The sequence below is a fragment of the Bacteroidales bacterium genome (genome assembly GCA_021648725.1).
GTDB lineage: Bacteria > Bacteroidota > Bacteroidia > Bacteroidales > JAADGE01 > JAADGE01.
Window position 1 is genome coordinate 46,061 of the sequence record JAKISF010000008.1, and the last position, 16,921, is coordinate 62,981.

Consider the following 16,921-nt stretch of genomic DNA (forward strand, 5'->3'; position numbering starts at 1 on the left):
AAATCTTATTATTTAGTAGCAGCCCATTTTCTTATTTCAGTTCTGAACCAAGCATCAGCTTCGTCAGTCCATTTAAAATTATCACGAATATAAGACACTGTATCTTTTTCAACATCTGTATATTTTCCGCCGTCTCTTACTTCGGCAAATAATTTTTCGGCATCAGCCTTTGAAATTCTTCCGTCACCTTGTCCTTTTACTAATTTTTCAGCTGTCTCTAACAGTTCTTTGTCGTATTTTTTACCGTCAATTTCTGTGTAATAACTCATAATGTTTTTTTTGATTAATATTAAGCCCAAAATTAAACAAATATTTTATAAAAAAAAAGCTTGTTCTGAAAACAAGTTATAAAGCAATTAATTTTGAAAGACTTCTAAAAAAAAATATGTAGCTTTGCACCTTTATTTAAAGATTTTATATTCTAATCAATGTTAAAGCAGAGCCTCAATCAAAAAATGTTGCAACGATTATCTCCGCAACAAATTCAACTGATTAAGTTGTTGGAGCTTCCTGCTTTGCAATTGGAACAGAGAATAAAAAAGGAGATTGAAGAAAACCCGGTTTTAGAAGAAGGTAATTCAGAGGAAGAATATTTAAAAGAAGAAGCAAGCCCTGACAAGGAGGAGCCGGAAAAAGAATATGATGATGAGTTTTCTATTGATGATTATATAAACGATGATGATATTCCGTCATACAAGCTAAATACAAATAACTATTCAAAAGACGATAAAGTAATTGATATCCCTTATTCGGAAGGATTTTCTTTGCAAGAACATTTGCTTGAGCAATTAAGTTTACAAAAGCTGACTGAAAAGGAGGAGTTCTTTGCTCGATATTTAATCGGAAGTTTAGATGAGTCAGGATATTTACGAAGAGAAGCCGATGCAATTGTTGATGATTTAGCATTTTCACAGAATATAACAACAACTGTTGAAGAATTAGAAATTGCATTAAAAATAATACAAGACTTAGATCCTACGGGCATAGGAGCTCGAAGTTTACAGGAAAGTTTATTGCTTCAAATTGAAAAAAAAATAGCGTCAAATGAAAATAATTTAAAAGTTTTAGAAAATGCTCATAAAATATTAAAAGATTATTTTGATGAATTTTCAAAAAAGCATTACTCAAAAATTATTAAACGCTTAGATATTTCCAGCAACGACGTAAAAGATGCAATTGGAATAATTGTTAAACTGAACCCGAAACCCGGCGGAAACTTTTCTTCATCTTTAAATAAAACAGCACAGCAAATTACACCTGATTTTATTTTGAAAATTATTGACGGAGAACCTATTATTTCTTTAAATTCAAAAAATATTCCGCCTTTACGTGTAAGCCGAACTTATGCAGAAATGCTTAAGGGCATGAAGGAACAAAAAGAAAAACCTACAAAATCAGAAAAACAAGCAGTGGGTTTTGTTAAACAAAAATTAGATTCGGCAAAATGGTTTATTGAAGCAATAAAACAAAGACAAAATACACTTCTTTCAACAATAAATGCAATAATCGGGTTTCAGGCAGAATATTTTATCGGAGGTGACGAAACAAAGTTAAGACCGATGATTTTAAAAGATATTGCAGACTTAACAAATTTAGACATATCAACTATTTCAAGGGTTGCAAACAGCAAATATATTCAAACCCACTTCGGTATTTTGCCTCTTAAGTTTTTCTTTTCGGAAGGAATGGAAACACAAGACGGCGAAACAGTTTCGACAAGAGAAATAAAAAGAATTTTGCAAGAATGTATTGACAGCGAAGATAAAAAGAAACCTTTAACAGACGAAAAGTTGGCTCAAATATTACAAGAAAAAGGTTATAAAATTGCAAGGCGAACTGTTGCAAAATATCGTGAACAGTTAGATATTTTAGTTGCTCGTTTAAGAAAAGAATTATAGATATGGCGGAAAAACTTGCAAAATTTTTGTCTTTTATTTTTCATCCTTTGTTGTTGCCGACATTTGCAATTATTTTAATGTTTTTTTTCCCTTCGTATTTATCTCATTATCAATACGCATACAAAAAAGCAATTGTGCTGGTTGTTTTTTTATCGACATTTATTTCTCCCTTACTGGTAATGCTTATTTTACTAAATTTAAGAGTAATTTCAGATATATCGTTACCCGACAGAAAAGAGCGATATTACCCTTTTGCAATTGTTACGATGATATACATAACTGCATATTTTATCACAGTTAACTTACCCTTAGGGATTCCCTCTAATATCAGCGAATTCGTATTAATGTCTTCCGTAATTATTTTATTTGTTCTTTTTGTAAACCTTAAAATAAAAGTAAGTGTGCACATGGCAGGTATCGGAGGTTTTTTAGGTTTTTTTTATGTCTTTTTTCTTAAAGAAAGTTTAAATGAGGTATTGTTTACCTTTATGAATTTTGAGTTTACTGCTGTTTATTTTTTTTCAATCTTAATTTTAATTGCAGGAATAACAGCAACGGCAAGGCTTATTTTAAAAGCACACACCTTTAAAGAAATAGGCTTAGGTTTTTTTCTCGGTTTATCAGTAAGCATTGTAACGGCATTTTTAATATAATTTAAGTTTGTAAGCTAAATGTTATATAATAATTGCAGAGAAAATAGATGTAACAAAAAATTATAAATCTTATATCGAACTCAGGTTATAAGGTAAAAATTATGTTTATTCCGATAACCATCCGAAGTTTGTTCTGCGTATTATAAACATTTGTTCGGGGTCATATTTTTTTGATATTTCTGAAAACTTGCTGTCTTTTTCAGCAGCATCCAAAAGATATTTATTGTTGCCTATTTCTAATAATGCAATTACGGACTTGAATTGGTTAATTTGTGAGATATTTTTATCTAATATTTCATTATCAAACGTGTTTGCAAGTACAGGATAAACTTTTAAACCTGCTTTTTTTAATAAATGCATTAACACAAAATTTATTTCGGCGGAAGTTCCGGTTCCTTCGTCAAAGTATAAACCGACATTATTCAATTTTACGGAAGCACCAATTTTTCCGTACATCTTTTTAATAAAACTGTCGGACACATCAGCATAAATAGAATATTTATTATTCCATTTCATCTTTTTTCTGACAAAATTATATATTGCCTCAGCTTTTTCCCGTTCTGTTTGCTTGTTTTCAATCACAGAATCAATTATAGATTTACAATTCCAATATTTTATTAGTGCTAACCCGAAATTTTTTCCGTATAAAAGATTTTCGTTTAGTTCTGACCAAGAGGGAAGGTAGTATATTACATAGGGAGCAGGGTAGCTTAGGTTTTTTCTTTGTACGGGGGTTCTTCTGTCATAGTCAGACCATGTTGTAATCATTAAAGCTTTTGTCAACTTTTCCCATGAATAATCTGAAGGTTCGGCTGTTATTCTTTTTAAGTGAATATTTATTTTTTCCTCATCCTTTTTATTTTGAAGTACGGGCATATATTTATTTACAAATCGGTATTCTTTTCCTGAAAGGTCCATAAAAGCAGAATATGTATTTCTGTTTATTTTGTATTTATAGCTTATCAGTTTATCATAAAAAGAAGAATCTTTTACCGGAAGTTCTTCAATGTTTTTGACAGAGAAAACATATTTGAATTTTTGCGGAATTTTTGCTCTGAATTCACTGTATATTACCGGAATTTTTGATTGAAAATGCCAAGAATCCGGTTTAATTAATTTTAGTGTAGGAATTGTAATAATATATTCAAGAATTGAGCCGATTTTAGCATTCGGAAATTCAAATTCGGCATTTTTAATACATCTTACAGAGTCTGTTATTTTTATATCCCTGTTTTTTACTTTTGACACAATTATTTGCCCTGTTTCATCAATGTTATGTGTTACGGCTTTTACGTAATACGATTGTTCTCCGAAGTATTGCTCACAACTCATATCGTTATAGGAAAACTTTATTTTTGCATATTTCAAACCGGCTTCATTTAATATTTTAATTCTTACATGCCTTTTTCTAAAAAGAAACAGATTTTCGCCGTTAGGGTTAATGTCAAAATACATTTGACCGTAATCGTATAAAACAACTGCTGATGCACCTTTATATTCTTTAAGCTCAATTTCCTCTTTTGTGAGTTTCTTCCATTTTATCGGGTCTTTTTGAGCTATAGCCGTTAATGAAAGAAAAATAAGTAAAATATAAATTTGAGCCTTTTTCATGGTTTTTGGTTTCTTTAATTTACTCAATAACTATACCGTGTTCTTATATTGAATTCATGCTAATAAATTATGAACCCAAGAGGTTTTAATTCAATAATTTTATTGTCAGCCATTTTAACTTTAATGTTTTTAATGAAGAGTTGCTCTCCTTCTTTTAAACCTTTAATAACTTCTTTTTGAGAATACGTAAATTTACAATTATTTGACATCTTTCCCGAAATCCCTAACAGTTTATTTGAAACTGTAAAGTTTATAATTTTGTATTTTTCGGGATTAGGGATATTGCCGAGATGTAAATCAAGCTCGTTAATGTTTAATAAATCAGATTTATATATTAAGCCTCCGGTGTTTCCGTTTAAGCCGGCATAGGGGATGGGCATTTTCTCAACAATAAATTCCTTTGATATTTCACCTTTTATATTCCCGGTGCTGTCAATTGTCTGTGCTGTTATTTTAATTGTTCCGATTGTATCGGGAATAACTGTATATTTTCCGTTTTGGCCTTCAACTGTTCCTTGATTCGAGAAAACATGAACACTGCAATTAGGCTCATCTATATATGCAATATAAAGAGGGTTTTCAATTCCGACATATAATTTTTCGGGAAATTGGGTTTCTTTAACATTTGTAGAGTCATTAACAACCATTGAGAGAATTGCTGCTGCACAACCGGCTTTTCCTTCAATAAACGACATTAATATTTGATATGTGTCTGTTTCTTCACATTCAAAATCGAATGATTTATTGTATTTTAAACCTTCTAAATCGTATGTACTGCCCAATAATTTATCTTTTTTGTATAATTGCAATATAAGTTGACCGCTGTATTCTTTTGCATTTACGACATTAAACCTGTATGTTGTGCTGTCTTTTAAAAAAGTCGAGTATTTTGCTACTCTTACCGGTCTGTTTGCTTTTCCTTTTTTAAATTTCACTTTATATTCTTTTAAAAAAACAGCATCGTGTCCGCTTTCGAAAATTGCCTGTTTTACAAGAGTGTCATTGCACTGAGCAACAGTGTTTTGGGGTGCAAAAACATTCAATAACATTATAAACAGAAAAATGAGATATATTTTATAAGTGTTCATTTGTTTGATTTTTTATATATTATTTTTGCTTTAATCATTACGTTAAATCGTTGCTTATTAAGTTGAAACCATTGATGCGACAATGATTTGTGCCAAGTATTATTTTTGCCTTTTTTGTTATAGCAAAGTCTTTGTCCGTATGATAAATCATTCGGATTTTCGAGAGAGCCGTCTTCTGATAAGTTATCAAAACCTTGGTCGCCGAAATAAAAATTAAAGTCATTAGGGAAAATGCCTCCCATTGAAATAAATAAACCGCTTTCGGGAAAAGTTACATTATATGAAGATAAATTAACTTCAAACCATGATTTTTTTGTTGCCGGCTTTACAACTAAAATATCTTTCAGAAGATCTTCTCCGGGTTTTCCGTGAGAGTCAGGTTGATAAATTCTTATTCTGAAAGGAGCGTCAATATTTCCTTTTGAAGATAGTTTAAAATATATTTTATAAAATTTCCCTTCTTTCTTTTTTTTGTTTTTTATGAATAATGCAACTTCTTGCCCGTGAGTATCCATGTATAATGCTCCGAGGGAAGCAAGTCCGGTGTTGCCTGCAATCAAATTATAATAATCTGAACCGTTTACTGAAACTTTTGGTATGGGAATAAGGTCTTTTTGCAAGCTTATTTTTATAACATTTTTATTCAAGATTTTTTTTGTTGCAAGTTTTCTTGATTTAAAACCGAGGGAAGCAAATCTTAATGTATCTATATTGTTTCTGTCAAATTCAAGTTCAAAATTTCCGTTATAATCTGAAATTACGCCTTGTCCGGTTTCTCCGTACATTATTGTTGCATAAGGAATTGCCTCATTTGTTTCGATATCGACAATTTTGCCTTTTATAATTTTTTTATGGGGTGCTTTTTCGCTTTCAACAAGAATAATTTGGTCTGAAAAAGCTAAATACCTAATGGTTGTATTATCAAACATTTTTGAAAGTATAAATTTCAATTTTCCTTCTTTAAAATATATTGACTTTTTTATGTTCATATCTTGAAGTTGCCCGTATGAAAATCTGATGTTTTCATTTTTGCTTATTTGTTGTATTATTTCTGATATTTTCATTTCGGTGCAATGCAGACTAATCCTTTTTTCCAAAACTTCTGTTTGGGAACTTGCTGTGTTATACGCAATTAAGATTATTGTTAATGCAGCAAAAAGTTTTTTCACTAAATATTTATTGTTATTTTTTTTATTTAATAATTCTTTCTCCTATTTTTCCTCCGCCCCATTCAATTAATGTAAATCCTTTTCTTTCAAAAGACGGCAATTTTTGTTCGGGTAATTTTAAAATACCGATTAAATTGTTGTATCCTTTAAATTCCATAAAAATTCTGATTGTCGTATTTGGTTTGGGGGTAACATTCAAAAATGCGGAATTATCAATATTGTCACTTATCCAAAAATGAATAAAGTTATAATTGCTTTTATTGAGCTCCGGCAACCAATAAACTATAAAATCATTAATCTCTGTATTGTTTAAACCAATTTGTGAAAGTTTTTCTTGCAGAAAACTAACCACATTATCTTTTTTTATATAAAACCCGGATTTATAATCAAAATGTTCTTTCGGAAAAGAATAAATACCGTCCCAAAATAAATAATTATATGTTCTGTTGTCTTTAAGATTTAATAATGTTCCGTCTGGCTTTGCAATAACTGTCCAGTTTTTATCATACTTAGGATAGGTGTTAAGTATTTTTCCTTTAAAATTAAGTTCGATTGTTACTTTTATTTTTGTTTCGGGATACAGATAGATTGCAGGTTTAGCTGTTATAACAGGAATGTCTTCTAAAACAATTGTAAGATATTCGTCTGTTATTGTATCTATTTTAACTATACAATTTTTAAATCTACTATTGCTGATAAACTCTAAATAATTAAAAAGTTTTAATTTTTTTTGAGAAATCCCAAATTCAAAAGTGCTGCTTCTTGTTGCTTGATATACTTTCTTTTTCTTTTTTCTTTTTAAATCCTTTAAAAGATAAACTTTAAACTTATTAATTTTAACTTTCTCTTCTAAATAAAAAACAGAATCATTATTTGAATTTGCTGACAATGTTCTGTTCTTTTCCCAAACGATACCTTGTATTCTTTTTTCTTGACCAAAGCTTTTCTTAAAAACAAAAAGAGATAATATCAGCATATATAAAAATATAGTTCTCATTTTTTTTCTTTTATTTTCTTAAAATAACTTCCCCCTCAATACTATCAATTTCAATCCCTAATGAAAGTTCTAATGAGTTTAAAACATCTTGCAGTTTTGCATGATTAAACGGTAAAGTTGTGTGAAATATTGAATCTTTAACGGAATCATCTGCTTTTACATCTAAATTATAATAATCAGAAAGAATGTTTGCAATTTCTTCCAAACTCATATTATTTAAATCAAGTTCCTTTGTTCTCCATGATAAGAAATTTGCATTTTTCACTGTTTCTTTTTTCAATATCCGTTCTTTTTTATTTAAAGTAATCTTTTCATTAATTTTCATAATGTCAGACGCATTACTTTTAGTGTCCGTAAATTTTACTTTTCCTTTGTTTAATACTATTTCTATATCTTGCTCATTTTCAAATGCTTTCAGGTTGAATTCCGTTCCGAGAACTTCGGTTGTTGTGTGTTCTGTTTTAACAATAAAAGGTTTTTTCGGATTACGGCTGACAATAAAATATGCTTCACCGGTCATTTTTACAATGCGTTTTTTCTTATCAAATACTTCGGGAAATTCTATTTTGCTGTTTTTGTTAAGCCAAACGATACTTCCGTCTGAAAGTTTGTATTCTTTAATTTTATCTCCGGATTTTACGGTTACAAATTGAGTGTTTTTATTGAAAATATCATTTTTAAACAGCAATGAAATACCGAGAATAATAATTATTGATGCGGCAATTCTTAACCAAGTTTTTTTGTTGTTTAAGGGAATTGTTTTATTATCATTATTAATTTTATTTTTAACGGAAAGCAAAGCGGATTCAGTTTTTGCTTCAAACTTATTTTCGTTTGTTTGCTTGCTCCAAATTATTTTATATTCATTGAATATTTCTTTGTTCTCAGTGTTCTTTGAAATAAAATTATCTAATGTTTTTTGCTCTTTTTCGGAAATTTCTCCCGAAAAGAATTTTGCGAATAACGTGTAAGGTATATTGTTTTTTGTTTTCATTTTTATATTTTTTAACCATTCAGGAATAAGAAAAAAATTATTCATAAATTAGACTTTTGTACGGCATTAAAACCTCTCGTAATTTTTTAAAAGCAATTCCCATGTTGTTTTCAACTGTTTTAGCCGTAATTTGTAAATATTCTGCAATTTCATTATATGTTAATCCTTCATTTTTGCTTAATATAAACACTTGTTTTGTTCTTTCGGGAAGTTTTTCAACAGCCTCATTATAAATCTTATTTATGTCTTTATTAATTTCTTCTTTTTTTTCGGTGTTATCAACTTCATATTTTTCTTCATAAATATTTCTTGTTTTTTCCTTTTTAATGAAATTAAGAGCCGTGTTTCTTACGGAGGTATATAAATATGATTTTACGGAACTTTTTATTTTCAGTTTTTTTCTTTGTTGCCAAAGTTTTACAAAAAATGTTTGAACAATTTCATCGGCATTATTTTCATTTTTTGTGAACATAAGAGCAAAATTTGCCAACTGTGCATAGTATTTCCGAAACAATGTGTCGAATGCTTGTTCGTCTCCTTTTTTTATTTTAATGAATATTTCTTTGTCTGTTAATTTCAATATTTCTTTTTAAGATAAGACAACTTTTGATTTTTATACCCCTAAATGTAAGAATGATATTTTAACAGAGCAATAAAAATTATATTTTTGTGCAAAATAAATTTTATGTCTCCAGTCTTAGTTTTTACGGTTATTGCTTTATACTTCGGTTTATTGATATTAATTTCTTATTTCACGGGAAAGAAAAGCAATACGGCAACTTTTTTTACGGGCAATAAACAATCACCTTGGTTTTTGGTTGCATTCGGAATGATTGGTGCATCTTTATCGGGAGTAACTTTTATTTCTGTTCCCGGCTGGGTTGCCGATACTAAATTTTACTACTTCCAAATGGTATTGGGTTATTTGGTTGGCTATTTTATTATTGCAACTGTCTTAATGCCTTTGTATTACAAGTTGAACCTAATAACGATTTATACATATTTAGAAAAACGTTTCGGCTACAGAACATATAAAACAGGTTCGGCATTTTTTCTTTTATCAAGGGTAATAGGAGCATCTTTCAGGTTGTTTTTAGTTGCCGGTGTTTTACAGATAGGTTTCTTTAATGCTTTTGAAATTCCGTTTTGGGTAACAGTTTTTGTAACAATTGCATTGATTTGGGTTTATACGTTTCGTGCAGGCATTAAAACAATAGTTTGGACAGATACTTTGCAAACTATTTTTATGCTGACGGCTGTTTTTGTAACTATTTTTATTATTGGAAAAGAATTGAATTTAAACACTGAAGGAATTGTAGAAACAATAAGAGCAAGTGATTATTCAACGGTTTTTAATTGGGATTGGCAATCAAAAAGCAATTTTTTTAAACAATTTATTGCAGGTACATTTATTGCAATTGTAATGACCGGACTTGACCAAGATATGATGCAAAAAAATCTTACGTGCAGAAATATAAAAGATGCAAAGAAAAATATGCTTTGGTTTAGTATTGTTTTGGTTCCGGTTAATTTGGTCTTTCTTTCCTTGGGTGTACTATTGTATGTTTATGCTTCACAATCAGGTATTACTCTTCCGGTAAAGTCAGATGATTTATATCCGTTTTTAGCATTAAATCATTTTTCGGTTTTTGCAGGAATTGTTTTTCTTTTAGGAATTACAGCTGCCGCTTTTTCAAGTGCAGATTCAGCACTTACGGCTTTAACAACTTCTTTCAGTATTGATTTTTTAAAACTTAATGTAAGAGAAGATAATAAAATGATTAATAAAACGAAACGATTTGTACATATCGGGTTTTCGGCTTTGCTTTTTTTGGTAATTCTTATTTTTAATGAGGTAAATGATGAAAGTGTTGTTTCTGCTGTTTTTAAAGTTGCGGGATATACCTACGGACCTATTTTGGGGCTTTTTGCTTTCGGCTTAATATTAAAAAGAAGGGTTAAAGATAAAGCTGTTCCTTTTATTGCCGTTATTTCTCCGGTATTAATTTTTATTCTTAACCGATATTCAGAAACATTATTATTCGGCTATAAGTTTGGTTTTGAATTGTTAATAGTTAACGGTGCATTAACTTTTTTCGGTTTATTAATGTTTTCAAAAAAGCATGTATAATTATTTTTTATTTCAATTATTTTTTTACTTTTGCATCCGCAATTGAAAACAGGGATGTTTAAAATAGCCAAAGAAAATTTCGGGGCGTAGCGCAGCCCGGTTAGCGCATCTGCTTTGGGAGCAGAGGGTCGCAGGTTCGAATCCTGCCGCCCCGACACAGAGAAATTAGAAACTTTCATTGATTTGAGAGTTTCTTTTTTTATTTATTAAAATTATCAAAAAAAAAACATTTATTTTTTAATAAAATATTTTGCATATAAAATTATTAATTTTACTTTTGCATCCGCTAATAAACAAAACGGTCCGTTCGTCTAGGGGTCAGGACGCCGGGTTTTCATCCCGGTAACAGGGGTTCAAATCCCCTACGGACTGCATTTTTTACATAAAACAATATAATGGCAAATCATCAATCAGCAAAAAAAAGAATCAGACAAAACGAAAAAAGAAGACTGCATAACAGATACTTCTCTGTTTCAACCAGAAACGCAATCAGAAAATTGAGACTAAAAACTGATAAAAAAGAAGCAGAAGAAATGCTGCCTGAAGTTTCAAGTATGATAGATAAATTGTCTAAAAGAAATATTATTCATAATAACAAGGCGGCTAATTTAAAATCGAAGTTAGCTAAGTTTACAGCATCTTTATAATATAGTTGCAATAAGAATATTAAGGTCTTTCTGTTAAGGAAGACCTTTTTTATTTATATTATTTATTACTTTTGGGTATTGTAAAAAATGATTGTGGATTTTAAAAATTATTATAAGGTATTAGGTGTTAAAAATAATGCGGAAGAAGATGAGATAAAAAAAGCTTATCGGAAACTTGCAAAACTGTGGCATCCGGATAAAAACCCCGAGAATAAAAAAGCAGAAGATAGGTTTAAGCAAATTTCAGAAGCTTATGATGTTTTATCGGATGCTGTAAAAAGAAAAAAGTTTGATGATTTTATTAATGTTCGCAACACAAACTATTCATACAGAACAGCAAGTGATTTTACACAAAAAGAATATGAAACCGAATTTTCAGATTTTTTCAAACAATTTTTCAAAAAAAAAAAACAAAGAAAGTATTCGTATTTTAAAGGAGATGATTTGCGCGGTAAAATTACCATTACTCTTGATGAAGTGTATAACGGATCAACGAGGATAATTAATAATGTTGAAGGTAAAATAAGAATAAAAATAAAGCCCGGAATTGAAAATGATAAAATTTTAAAAGTTTCCCAAAAAGGGAAAAAAAGTAAATACGGCGGAGAAAATGGTGATTTATATATCAGAATAGCAATTAAAAAGAATAGCAATTACACCCAAAAAGGCATTAACCTTATAAAACATATTAAAATTGATGTTTATACTGCAATATTGGGAGGTGAAATAACAGTTTCGACTTTTAAAGGGAATTTAAAAATTAAGATTCCGGAAAACCATGATTACAGCAAAAAATTAAGGATAAAAGATTACGGAATGCCGGTTTATGATAAACCGGGTCAGTTCGGAGATTTATATTTAGATGTTCAATATCAATTACCGGAAAATATTACAACGGAAGAAAAAAATCTTTTATTGAAGTTGAAACAAATCAAAAACAAATAGCTCTTTATAAAGTCAAATAATGCTTGAATTGTTATCATAGAATAAATCTATTCAATCACAAAATTAACCGGTAAAATAAATGATGACATAGTTCCTTTGCCTTTTTCATTTAATGCAGGTTTCCATTTGGGCATACTTTTTACTAATTTTATTGCGGCATCATCCAGCTCATAATCAATGCTTTTATATAACCTGATATTTCCGATACTTCCGGAATGGTCAATTGCAAAACCGACAATAACTAAACCTTGTTTTCCTGCTTTTTTAGGATATTTTAGATTTGCTTGAATGTAATCTTTCAAGGCCTCAATTCCGCCGGGAAAATACGATGCGGTTTTATATTTAAACGTCTGTTCAAAATTTTCATATTTCTTAAAACATTTACCGTAATCCGGTATAGGCAACCAACGTTCAATATTTCGGGTTTTTTGAGCAAATGTTATATATTCTCTTTTATAAATGTAATTGCGTCCTTCATCTGTTTGATTTATTTCTGAAATTAAATCGTCTTTATATACAAAACTTTGCTCACTTAAAAACTTTGAAGGCTTATACTTTGTAAAAGAAATATTATTCTTTTTTCCGTCTCCATAATCTATTTTCATTTCAGAAGATATTTCCTCCTTATTATCAGCCTTAACAGAATAAAATCTTGCGTTAACCAGCTCATTGTTAGGGTTGTATTTAAATTCTCCTCGTGTTATAAGAGTCCCCGAAGGTCCTGTTATCAAAGTTCTTTCAGCTAAATCCTTCGAATTATAAAAATATATTTGCTTGGAATGTATTGAGCCGAATTCATTTGTTTTAACTCTTTCTATCAACTTGTGTGAAAGATCGAAATAATTATCCGTTTGGTATAACAGCCTGTTATTAATAATAAAGTATGTTTTTATATTTTCATTTTTATCATTAAAATCATAACGATAAAGATTTACAATTTCTCTGTTCTTATTAAATAATGCTTTTTGAATGATATTTCCGCAAGTATCAACCGTAACTAATTCATACATACTTATTGTGTCGGAAATTTTACCGTCTTTTATTTCATAACGCCTGTCAACATAAGCTCTGATATTTTTTTCTTTATAAATTAATCGTTGTTTTTCATATTCGTTTCTGTTTAACAAATCTCGGCTAAATTGAGCATTAAGCATTTGAGCATAAAACAGGCACATTACAAAGATTAAAACTACTTTTTTCATACATTTTTAATTTACGGTTAATGAAGAACTTGTGCTGTACGGTTATTATTATACATCAGCATATTATAAAACAACAACTTATTTTTGTCATGTTTATCTTCGTTCAAATATCTTTTAATTTCATTCAATTGAAAAAAACTTTGCAGTTTATTTTTGCAAAGCTTTTTTATCTGTAAATTGTTACATCACCTCCTCCAGACTTAGGCTTTCGCAGGGCAAAATATAAAATGATACCCAGAATAGGCATAAAAAAAACAAAAGCCGCCCACAGCCAATAAAACATTTTTCTTTCTTTTGCGTCTTGAAATACCAGAAATGCAAATAAAATTTGAGCAATTAATACTATTATTCTTATCATAACTTAGTTTGATTTCTTTGTAAAAATATTATTTTCTAAACTGTTTACAATATTGTATAATTCTTCAATAAGGTTTAAGTTTTGTGCTAATTCATCATAATACGGACGAATTGATTGTTCATTAATTTCTGTTTTAACATCTATTTTGTACAAATCCTTTGAGTTATAGATTCCGAAATAAATTTCATTTTTGCTGAATCCGAAGTAAACTTGTTTTGCTTTACTTTTTTCTCTTAATAAAAAGCTTATAAGTTCATCGGATAATATTAGTTTAGCTTCGCTTTCGTTACTTGAAAAAACTGCAAACTGCTTTTCAAAAACTTCATTGTCAATTTTTATCAATGCATCTCTTGAAAAATTCATTTTTTGTAATGCTCTGCCGAATTTTCCTAATAACTTTTCTGCAAAATCTGGGACAACTACAGTTCTTCCTTCAAAATTGTTTTTTGTTTGAATATAATAAAACGGTCCTTTGAAAACAGTTACAGTTGACTTATCTCTTTTTTGCGAAATATGTAATTCTGAATATTCAACATAAATATTATTATAAATTCCGACAAATAAATCTTCACCTTTGTAATATGAATAATGTTTTATAAACTGACTTTTTTTAAACATTTCTCTTGAAACATGCTTTTGAGGGAAGTATTCAAAATCAGGGCTGATTGCTTCAATTAATTTTTTTATAACTTTTTCTTTAATTGTTAAATAAAGTTTTCTTTTTATTCCTCCTCCTCTTATTATAATAAAAGCAATTAATCCCATAACAAAGCCTGCAACAAGAAACCAGCCGTTATAAAACATCGTACTTAAAGGTGTTGCTGAAAAAAAAACAATCCCCCAGAACATAAAACCTTTAATATTTCTTTTTTGTAATTCGCTTAATTGCTGCAATCTGTGGTTTTCAATTTCGGGAATATTAAGTTCTCCTGAGCTTATAATATCTTCAAAAGATTTCATTTTTTTATTAATTTTGTTAAATAATCATTTATGCCCCGTTTCTTATTTTTCGGTACCTTCTTCTTGCTTCCGAAACATAAATACTGTCCGGGTGCTCAATCATAAGTTTTTTATAATATTCAACGGCTTCCTCTTTGTTTAATAATTTTTCTTCATACATAACCGCCAGTTTGAACATTGCTAAGTCTGCCAAGATATCCCAAGAATATTCTGCTATTATCTTTTTATAAAACTTTTCGGCATTAACAAAATTTCGGTCTGATTCGTAAATCTTTGCTTTTAATAAATAAGCTTCGTCTATAATCTGATGTCCTGTATTTTTAGCAATTAACGAGTCTAACACAATTAATGCAGAATCATTTATGTGTCTGAATTTCAGAAGTTCAGCTCTTGCGTATATTTTTAAAGCGGTTTGCAAAGAATCCCCTTCCGTATTTTCATCAATATGTATTGAATAGAATAAAGCATCATTTGCAACAGGTTTTGAAGTGCTGGCTTTTAACGCATCGAATTGTGCTTTTGCCCAACGAAAGTTATTTGCAAAATATGCTAATTTAGCTTTTCTGAGTTTTGCTTCATCTCCAATGGTATTCCCTTTGTTTTCTAATTCAACCTGACCGTATATTAAAGCCGCATAATCTAAATCATTTCTAAAAACTAAAACATCTCCCAACTCAATTTTGCATTTTGAAGCAAGTTTTTTGTCAAGCCCTCTTATATTTACGGCATCAGTTAAAAGTTTCTCTGCATCATCAGATTTTTTTAAATAAAATGTTTGTAAATGAGCTAAATCAATAATTGTTTCGATTGTATTCGGCCCGATTCCGAATTTTATAAGAGCTGAATTATATTCTTGTTCTAAGCTTAATATTTCTTCCTCGGTATTTATTATTCCGTTTTTTACTTGCAGAAATTTAACATTTAATATACCGAGCCTTGACGGTATATAATAAGAATATCTTCTGCCTTTTTCAATTAAATATTTGTATGCCTGTGTTGCTGTTTTTAAATCGTTGTTTAATTTTGCCGTTTTCGCCAAATCAAAAACTTTTTTCCCCGATGTTTTTAACCTTTTATCTATTGCTATTTCCTGAAAAAGAGCTTTGTCAAATTCTTTACGCTGCAAATAATACCAAACTAACATTTGGTTATACACAATTCTTGAATTAGATTTTTGAATACGTTTTAGAAGAGCAGTTCTTAAAACATTTGAAAACTCATTATTAATATCTTTGCTTATAAAATATTGCATTCTGTTTTGAACAACATTTAAATTTCGGATTGACTCCTCAAGAAAATCTAAATATTCATTTACCATTTTATCATATTGCCTTTGAATTGCAAATAAATTTGCAAGCTCACTTCTGTATGTTTCAGAAGTAACTTTCCTCCCTTCTAAATATGTTTTTTCGGCATAATTATACTCTCTTCTTTGAATAAATGCAGATGCAACAGCTCTTACCTGTGCAGAATTATTTTGAACTTTTGACAAGGCTTTTTCAAAATATTTCTCAGCAGCTTCATTTTTATTCTGTTTTTTAAATAAATATCCTAAATCAATATAATACGAAGGGTCGTTCTTATGCTTTCTTATTTGTTTTTTGATTTCACTTTCGGCAATTTCAAATTTGCTTTGTTCAATTAAACAATTTGCATAATATGTGAAATAAATTTTTGCTTTTGTTTTGTCAAAAACTCTTTTAAACAATACTTCTGCCTTATCAAAATCTTTACTTCTGTAATAATCATGAGCTAATCTGATATCATTACCTGTATTATTTTGTGAAAAAGAATTAATCCCGAAAATAAAAATCAGAAATAATATGTAAATGTGTTTTAACATTTGCTTTGAAATTATATCTTTGATGAACAGAAATCCAAATATATAAATAAACTTACATTTTTAAAGTTTTATTATAATGTAAAATAATTTCTGCTGTTAATTATGTCATATTTCGGTAAAAATATCAGAAAAATAAGAGTTGCAAAAAAAATGACACAAACAGAGTTTGCCGAATTATTCGATTTAAAACGGACGGCATTAGGCTCTTATGAAGAAGGTAGAGCTGAAGCAAAAATTGATACAATTATTAAAATTGCCGATTATTTTAAACTTACTTTAGACCAACTTCTCAGGAAAGAGTTAACAATTAATGAGATTTTCCACTTTAAAAATGATTTCTTTTACGATTAGTGCAAGAAATATATGCTCATAGGTACTCTTCTGTTAATCAACATACTGATTGATTTTGAAAATTCATTTTTTTT

General features: G+C 29.3%; 17 protein-coding genes and 2 tRNA genes. 8 read left to right on the plus strand and 11 right to left on the minus strand.

Going from position 1 to position 16,921, the window contains the following annotated elements; translation table 11 throughout:
• Nucleotides 1–8: 8 nt before the first annotated feature.
• Nucleotides 9–269, minus strand: a complete 261-nt coding sequence (locus L3J35_04700; protein ID MCF6365483.1) for a hypothetical protein — start codon at nt 267–269, stop codon at nt 9–11.
• 186 nt (nt 270–455) lie between these two features.
• On the opposite strand from L3J35_04700, the gene rpoN reads away from it, so the two are divergent.
• A complete protein-coding gene (gene rpoN / locus L3J35_04705) occupies nt 456–1,898 on the plus strand; it encodes an RNA polymerase factor sigma-54 (GenBank protein ID MCF6365484.1) in 1,443 nt (480 codons plus the stop codon).
• Nucleotides 1,899–1,900: 2 nt separating this feature from the next.
• Nucleotides 1,901–2,551: a hypothetical protein gene (locus tag L3J35_04710; protein ID MCF6365485.1), complete on the plus strand. Its 651-nt coding sequence runs from the start codon at nt 1,901–1,903 to the stop codon at nt 2,549–2,551.
• 105 nt (nt 2,552–2,656) lie between these two features.
• On the opposite strand, the gene L3J35_04715 is transcribed toward L3J35_04710, so the two are convergent.
• The 6 genes from L3J35_04715 to L3J35_04740 are packed head-to-tail and all read right to left on the minus strand — an operon-like array spanning nt 2,657 to nt 8,990.
• On the minus strand, nt 2,657–4,162 hold the full coding sequence (locus L3J35_04715; protein MCF6365486.1) for a DUF3857 domain-containing protein: 1,506 nt from the start codon (nt 4,160–4,162) through the stop codon (nt 2,657–2,659).
• Between the two features lie 59 nt (nt 4,163–4,221).
• Nucleotides 4,222–5,250 carry a hypothetical protein gene (locus tag L3J35_04720; GenBank protein ID MCF6365487.1) on the minus strand — a complete coding sequence of 343 codons (1,029 nt, stop codon included), beginning with the start codon at nt 5,248–5,250 and terminating at the stop codon, nt 4,222–4,224.
• Nucleotides 5,247–6,419, minus strand: a complete 1,173-nt coding sequence (locus L3J35_04725) for a carboxypeptidase-like regulatory domain-containing protein (GenBank protein ID MCF6365488.1) — start codon at nt 6,417–6,419, stop codon at nt 5,247–5,249. Before L3J35_04725 ends, L3J35_04720 begins: the two co-directional genes overlap by 4 nt.
• 22 nt (nt 6,420–6,441) lie before the next feature.
• Complete coding sequence (locus L3J35_04730; protein MCF6365489.1) at nt 6,442–7,416, minus strand: hypothetical protein; 975 nt, start codon at nt 7,414–7,416, stop codon at nt 6,442–6,444.
• A gap of 10 nt (nt 7,417–7,426) precedes the next feature.
• Entirely contained in the window at nt 7,427–8,410 is a 984-nt protein-coding gene (locus L3J35_04735) for a FecR family protein (protein ID MCF6365490.1), read from the minus strand.
• A gap of 37 nt (nt 8,411–8,447) precedes the next feature.
• Nucleotides 8,448–8,990 carry an RNA polymerase sigma-70 factor gene (locus L3J35_04740; protein MCF6365491.1) on the minus strand — a complete coding sequence of 181 codons (543 nt, stop codon included), beginning with the start codon at nt 8,988–8,990 and terminating at the stop codon, nt 8,448–8,450.
• 105 nt (nt 8,991–9,095) lie between these two features.
• Here L3J35_04740 and L3J35_04745 point away from each other — a divergent pair, with 105 nt between their 5' ends.
• The 5 genes from L3J35_04745 to L3J35_04765 all read left to right on the plus strand — a co-directional run bounded on the left by L3J35_04745 (nt 9,096) and on the right by L3J35_04765 (nt 12,133).
• Nucleotides 9,096–10,541 (plus strand): sodium:solute symporter, encoded by a 1,446-nt coding sequence (locus L3J35_04745; protein ID MCF6365492.1) that lies wholly within the window; start codon nt 9,096–9,098, stop codon nt 10,539–10,541.
• Between the two features lie 80 nt (nt 10,542–10,621).
• Nucleotides 10,622–10,696 (plus strand) — tRNA-Pro (locus tag L3J35_04750).
• Nucleotides 10,697–10,841: 145 nt separating this feature from the next.
• Nucleotides 10,842–10,913: transfer RNA gene (locus L3J35_04755), tRNA-Glu, on the plus strand.
• A 23-nt stretch (nt 10,914–10,936) separates the two neighbouring features.
• Nucleotides 10,937–11,188 (plus strand): 30S ribosomal protein S20, encoded by a 252-nt coding sequence (gene rpsT / locus L3J35_04760; GenBank protein ID MCF6365493.1) that lies wholly within the window; start codon nt 10,937–10,939, stop codon nt 11,186–11,188.
• 87 nt (nt 11,189–11,275) lie between these two features.
• On the plus strand, nt 11,276–12,133 hold the full coding sequence (locus L3J35_04765; protein MCF6365494.1) for a DnaJ domain-containing protein: 858 nt from the start codon (nt 11,276–11,278) through the stop codon (nt 12,131–12,133).
• 47 nt (nt 12,134–12,180) lie between these two features.
• Here the strand turns inward: L3J35_04765 and L3J35_04770 are convergent, their stop codons facing one another.
• The 4 genes from L3J35_04770 to L3J35_04785 all read right to left on the minus strand — a co-directional run bounded on the left by L3J35_04770 (nt 12,181) and on the right by L3J35_04785 (nt 16,496).
• Nucleotides 12,181–13,335: an energy transducer TonB gene (locus L3J35_04770; protein MCF6365495.1), complete on the minus strand. Its 1,155-nt coding sequence runs from the start codon at nt 13,333–13,335 to the stop codon at nt 12,181–12,183.
• Between the two features lie 166 nt (nt 13,336–13,501).
• Nucleotides 13,502–13,693: a PLDc N-terminal domain-containing protein gene (locus tag L3J35_04775; GenBank protein ID MCF6365496.1), complete on the minus strand. Its 192-nt coding sequence runs from the start codon at nt 13,691–13,693 to the stop codon at nt 13,502–13,504.
• Nucleotides 13,694–13,696: 3 nt separating this feature from the next.
• Entirely contained in the window at nt 13,697–14,653 is a 957-nt protein-coding gene (locus L3J35_04780; GenBank protein MCF6365497.1) for a DUF3137 domain-containing protein, read from the minus strand.
• A 28-nt stretch (nt 14,654–14,681) separates the two neighbouring features.
• The gene (locus L3J35_04785) at nt 14,682–16,496 is read right to left on the minus strand and encodes a hypothetical protein (GenBank protein ID MCF6365498.1); all 1,815 of its coding nucleotides are present in this window, start codon (nt 16,494–16,496) and stop codon (nt 14,682–14,684) included.
• A gap of 102 nt (nt 16,497–16,598) precedes the next feature.
• On the opposite strand from L3J35_04785, the gene L3J35_04790 reads away from it, so the two are divergent.
• Nucleotides 16,599–16,847, plus strand: coding sequence for a helix-turn-helix domain-containing protein (locus L3J35_04790; GenBank protein ID MCF6365499.1), 249 nt, complete (start codon nt 16,599–16,601; stop codon nt 16,845–16,847).
• The last annotated feature ends 74 nt before the right edge of the window (nt 16,848–16,921 follow it).

Coding starts and splice junctions, on each gene's coding strand:
- L3J35_04700 (MCF6365483.1), bottom strand. CDS start 269: ATGAGTTATTACACAGAAATTGACGGTAAAAAATACGACAAAGAACTG.
- rpoN (MCF6365484.1), top strand. CDS start 456: ATGTTGCAACGATTATCTCCGCAACAAATTCAACTGATTAAGTTGTTG.
- L3J35_04710 (MCF6365485.1), top strand. CDS start 1,901: ATGGCGGAAAAACTTGCAAAATTTTTGTCTTTTATTTTTCATCCTTTG.
- L3J35_04715 (MCF6365486.1), bottom strand. CDS start 4,162: ATGAAAAAGGCTCAAATTTATATTTTACTTATTTTTCTTTCATTAACG.
- L3J35_04720 (MCF6365487.1), bottom strand. CDS start 5,250: ATGAACACTTATAAAATATATCTCATTTTTCTGTTTATAATGTTATTG.
- L3J35_04730 (MCF6365489.1), bottom strand. CDS start 7,416: ATGAGAACTATATTTTTATATATGCTGATATTATCTCTTTTTGTTTTT.
- L3J35_04735 (MCF6365490.1), bottom strand. CDS start 8,410: ATGAAAACAAAAAACAATATACCTTACACGTTATTCGCAAAATTCTTT.
- L3J35_04745 (MCF6365492.1), top strand. CDS start 9,096: ATGTCTCCAGTCTTAGTTTTTACGGTTATTGCTTTATACTTCGGTTTA.
- rpsT (MCF6365493.1), top strand. CDS start 10,937: ATGGCAAATCATCAATCAGCAAAAAAAAGAATCAGACAAAACGAAAAA.
- L3J35_04765 (MCF6365494.1), top strand. CDS start 11,276: ATGATTGTGGATTTTAAAAATTATTATAAGGTATTAGGTGTTAAAAAT.
- L3J35_04770 (MCF6365495.1), bottom strand. CDS start 13,335: ATGAAAAAAGTAGTTTTAATCTTTGTAATGTGCCTGTTTTATGCTCAA.
- L3J35_04775 (MCF6365496.1), bottom strand. CDS start 13,693: ATGATAAGAATAATAGTATTAATTGCTCAAATTTTATTTGCATTTCTG.
- L3J35_04780 (MCF6365497.1), bottom strand. CDS start 14,653: ATGAAATCTTTTGAAGATATTATAAGCTCAGGAGAACTTAATATTCCC.
- L3J35_04785 (MCF6365498.1), bottom strand. CDS start 16,496: ATGTTAAAACACATTTACATATTATTTCTGATTTTTATTTTCGGGATT.
- L3J35_04790 (MCF6365499.1), top strand. CDS start 16,599: ATGTCATATTTCGGTAAAAATATCAGAAAAATAAGAGTTGCAAAAAAA.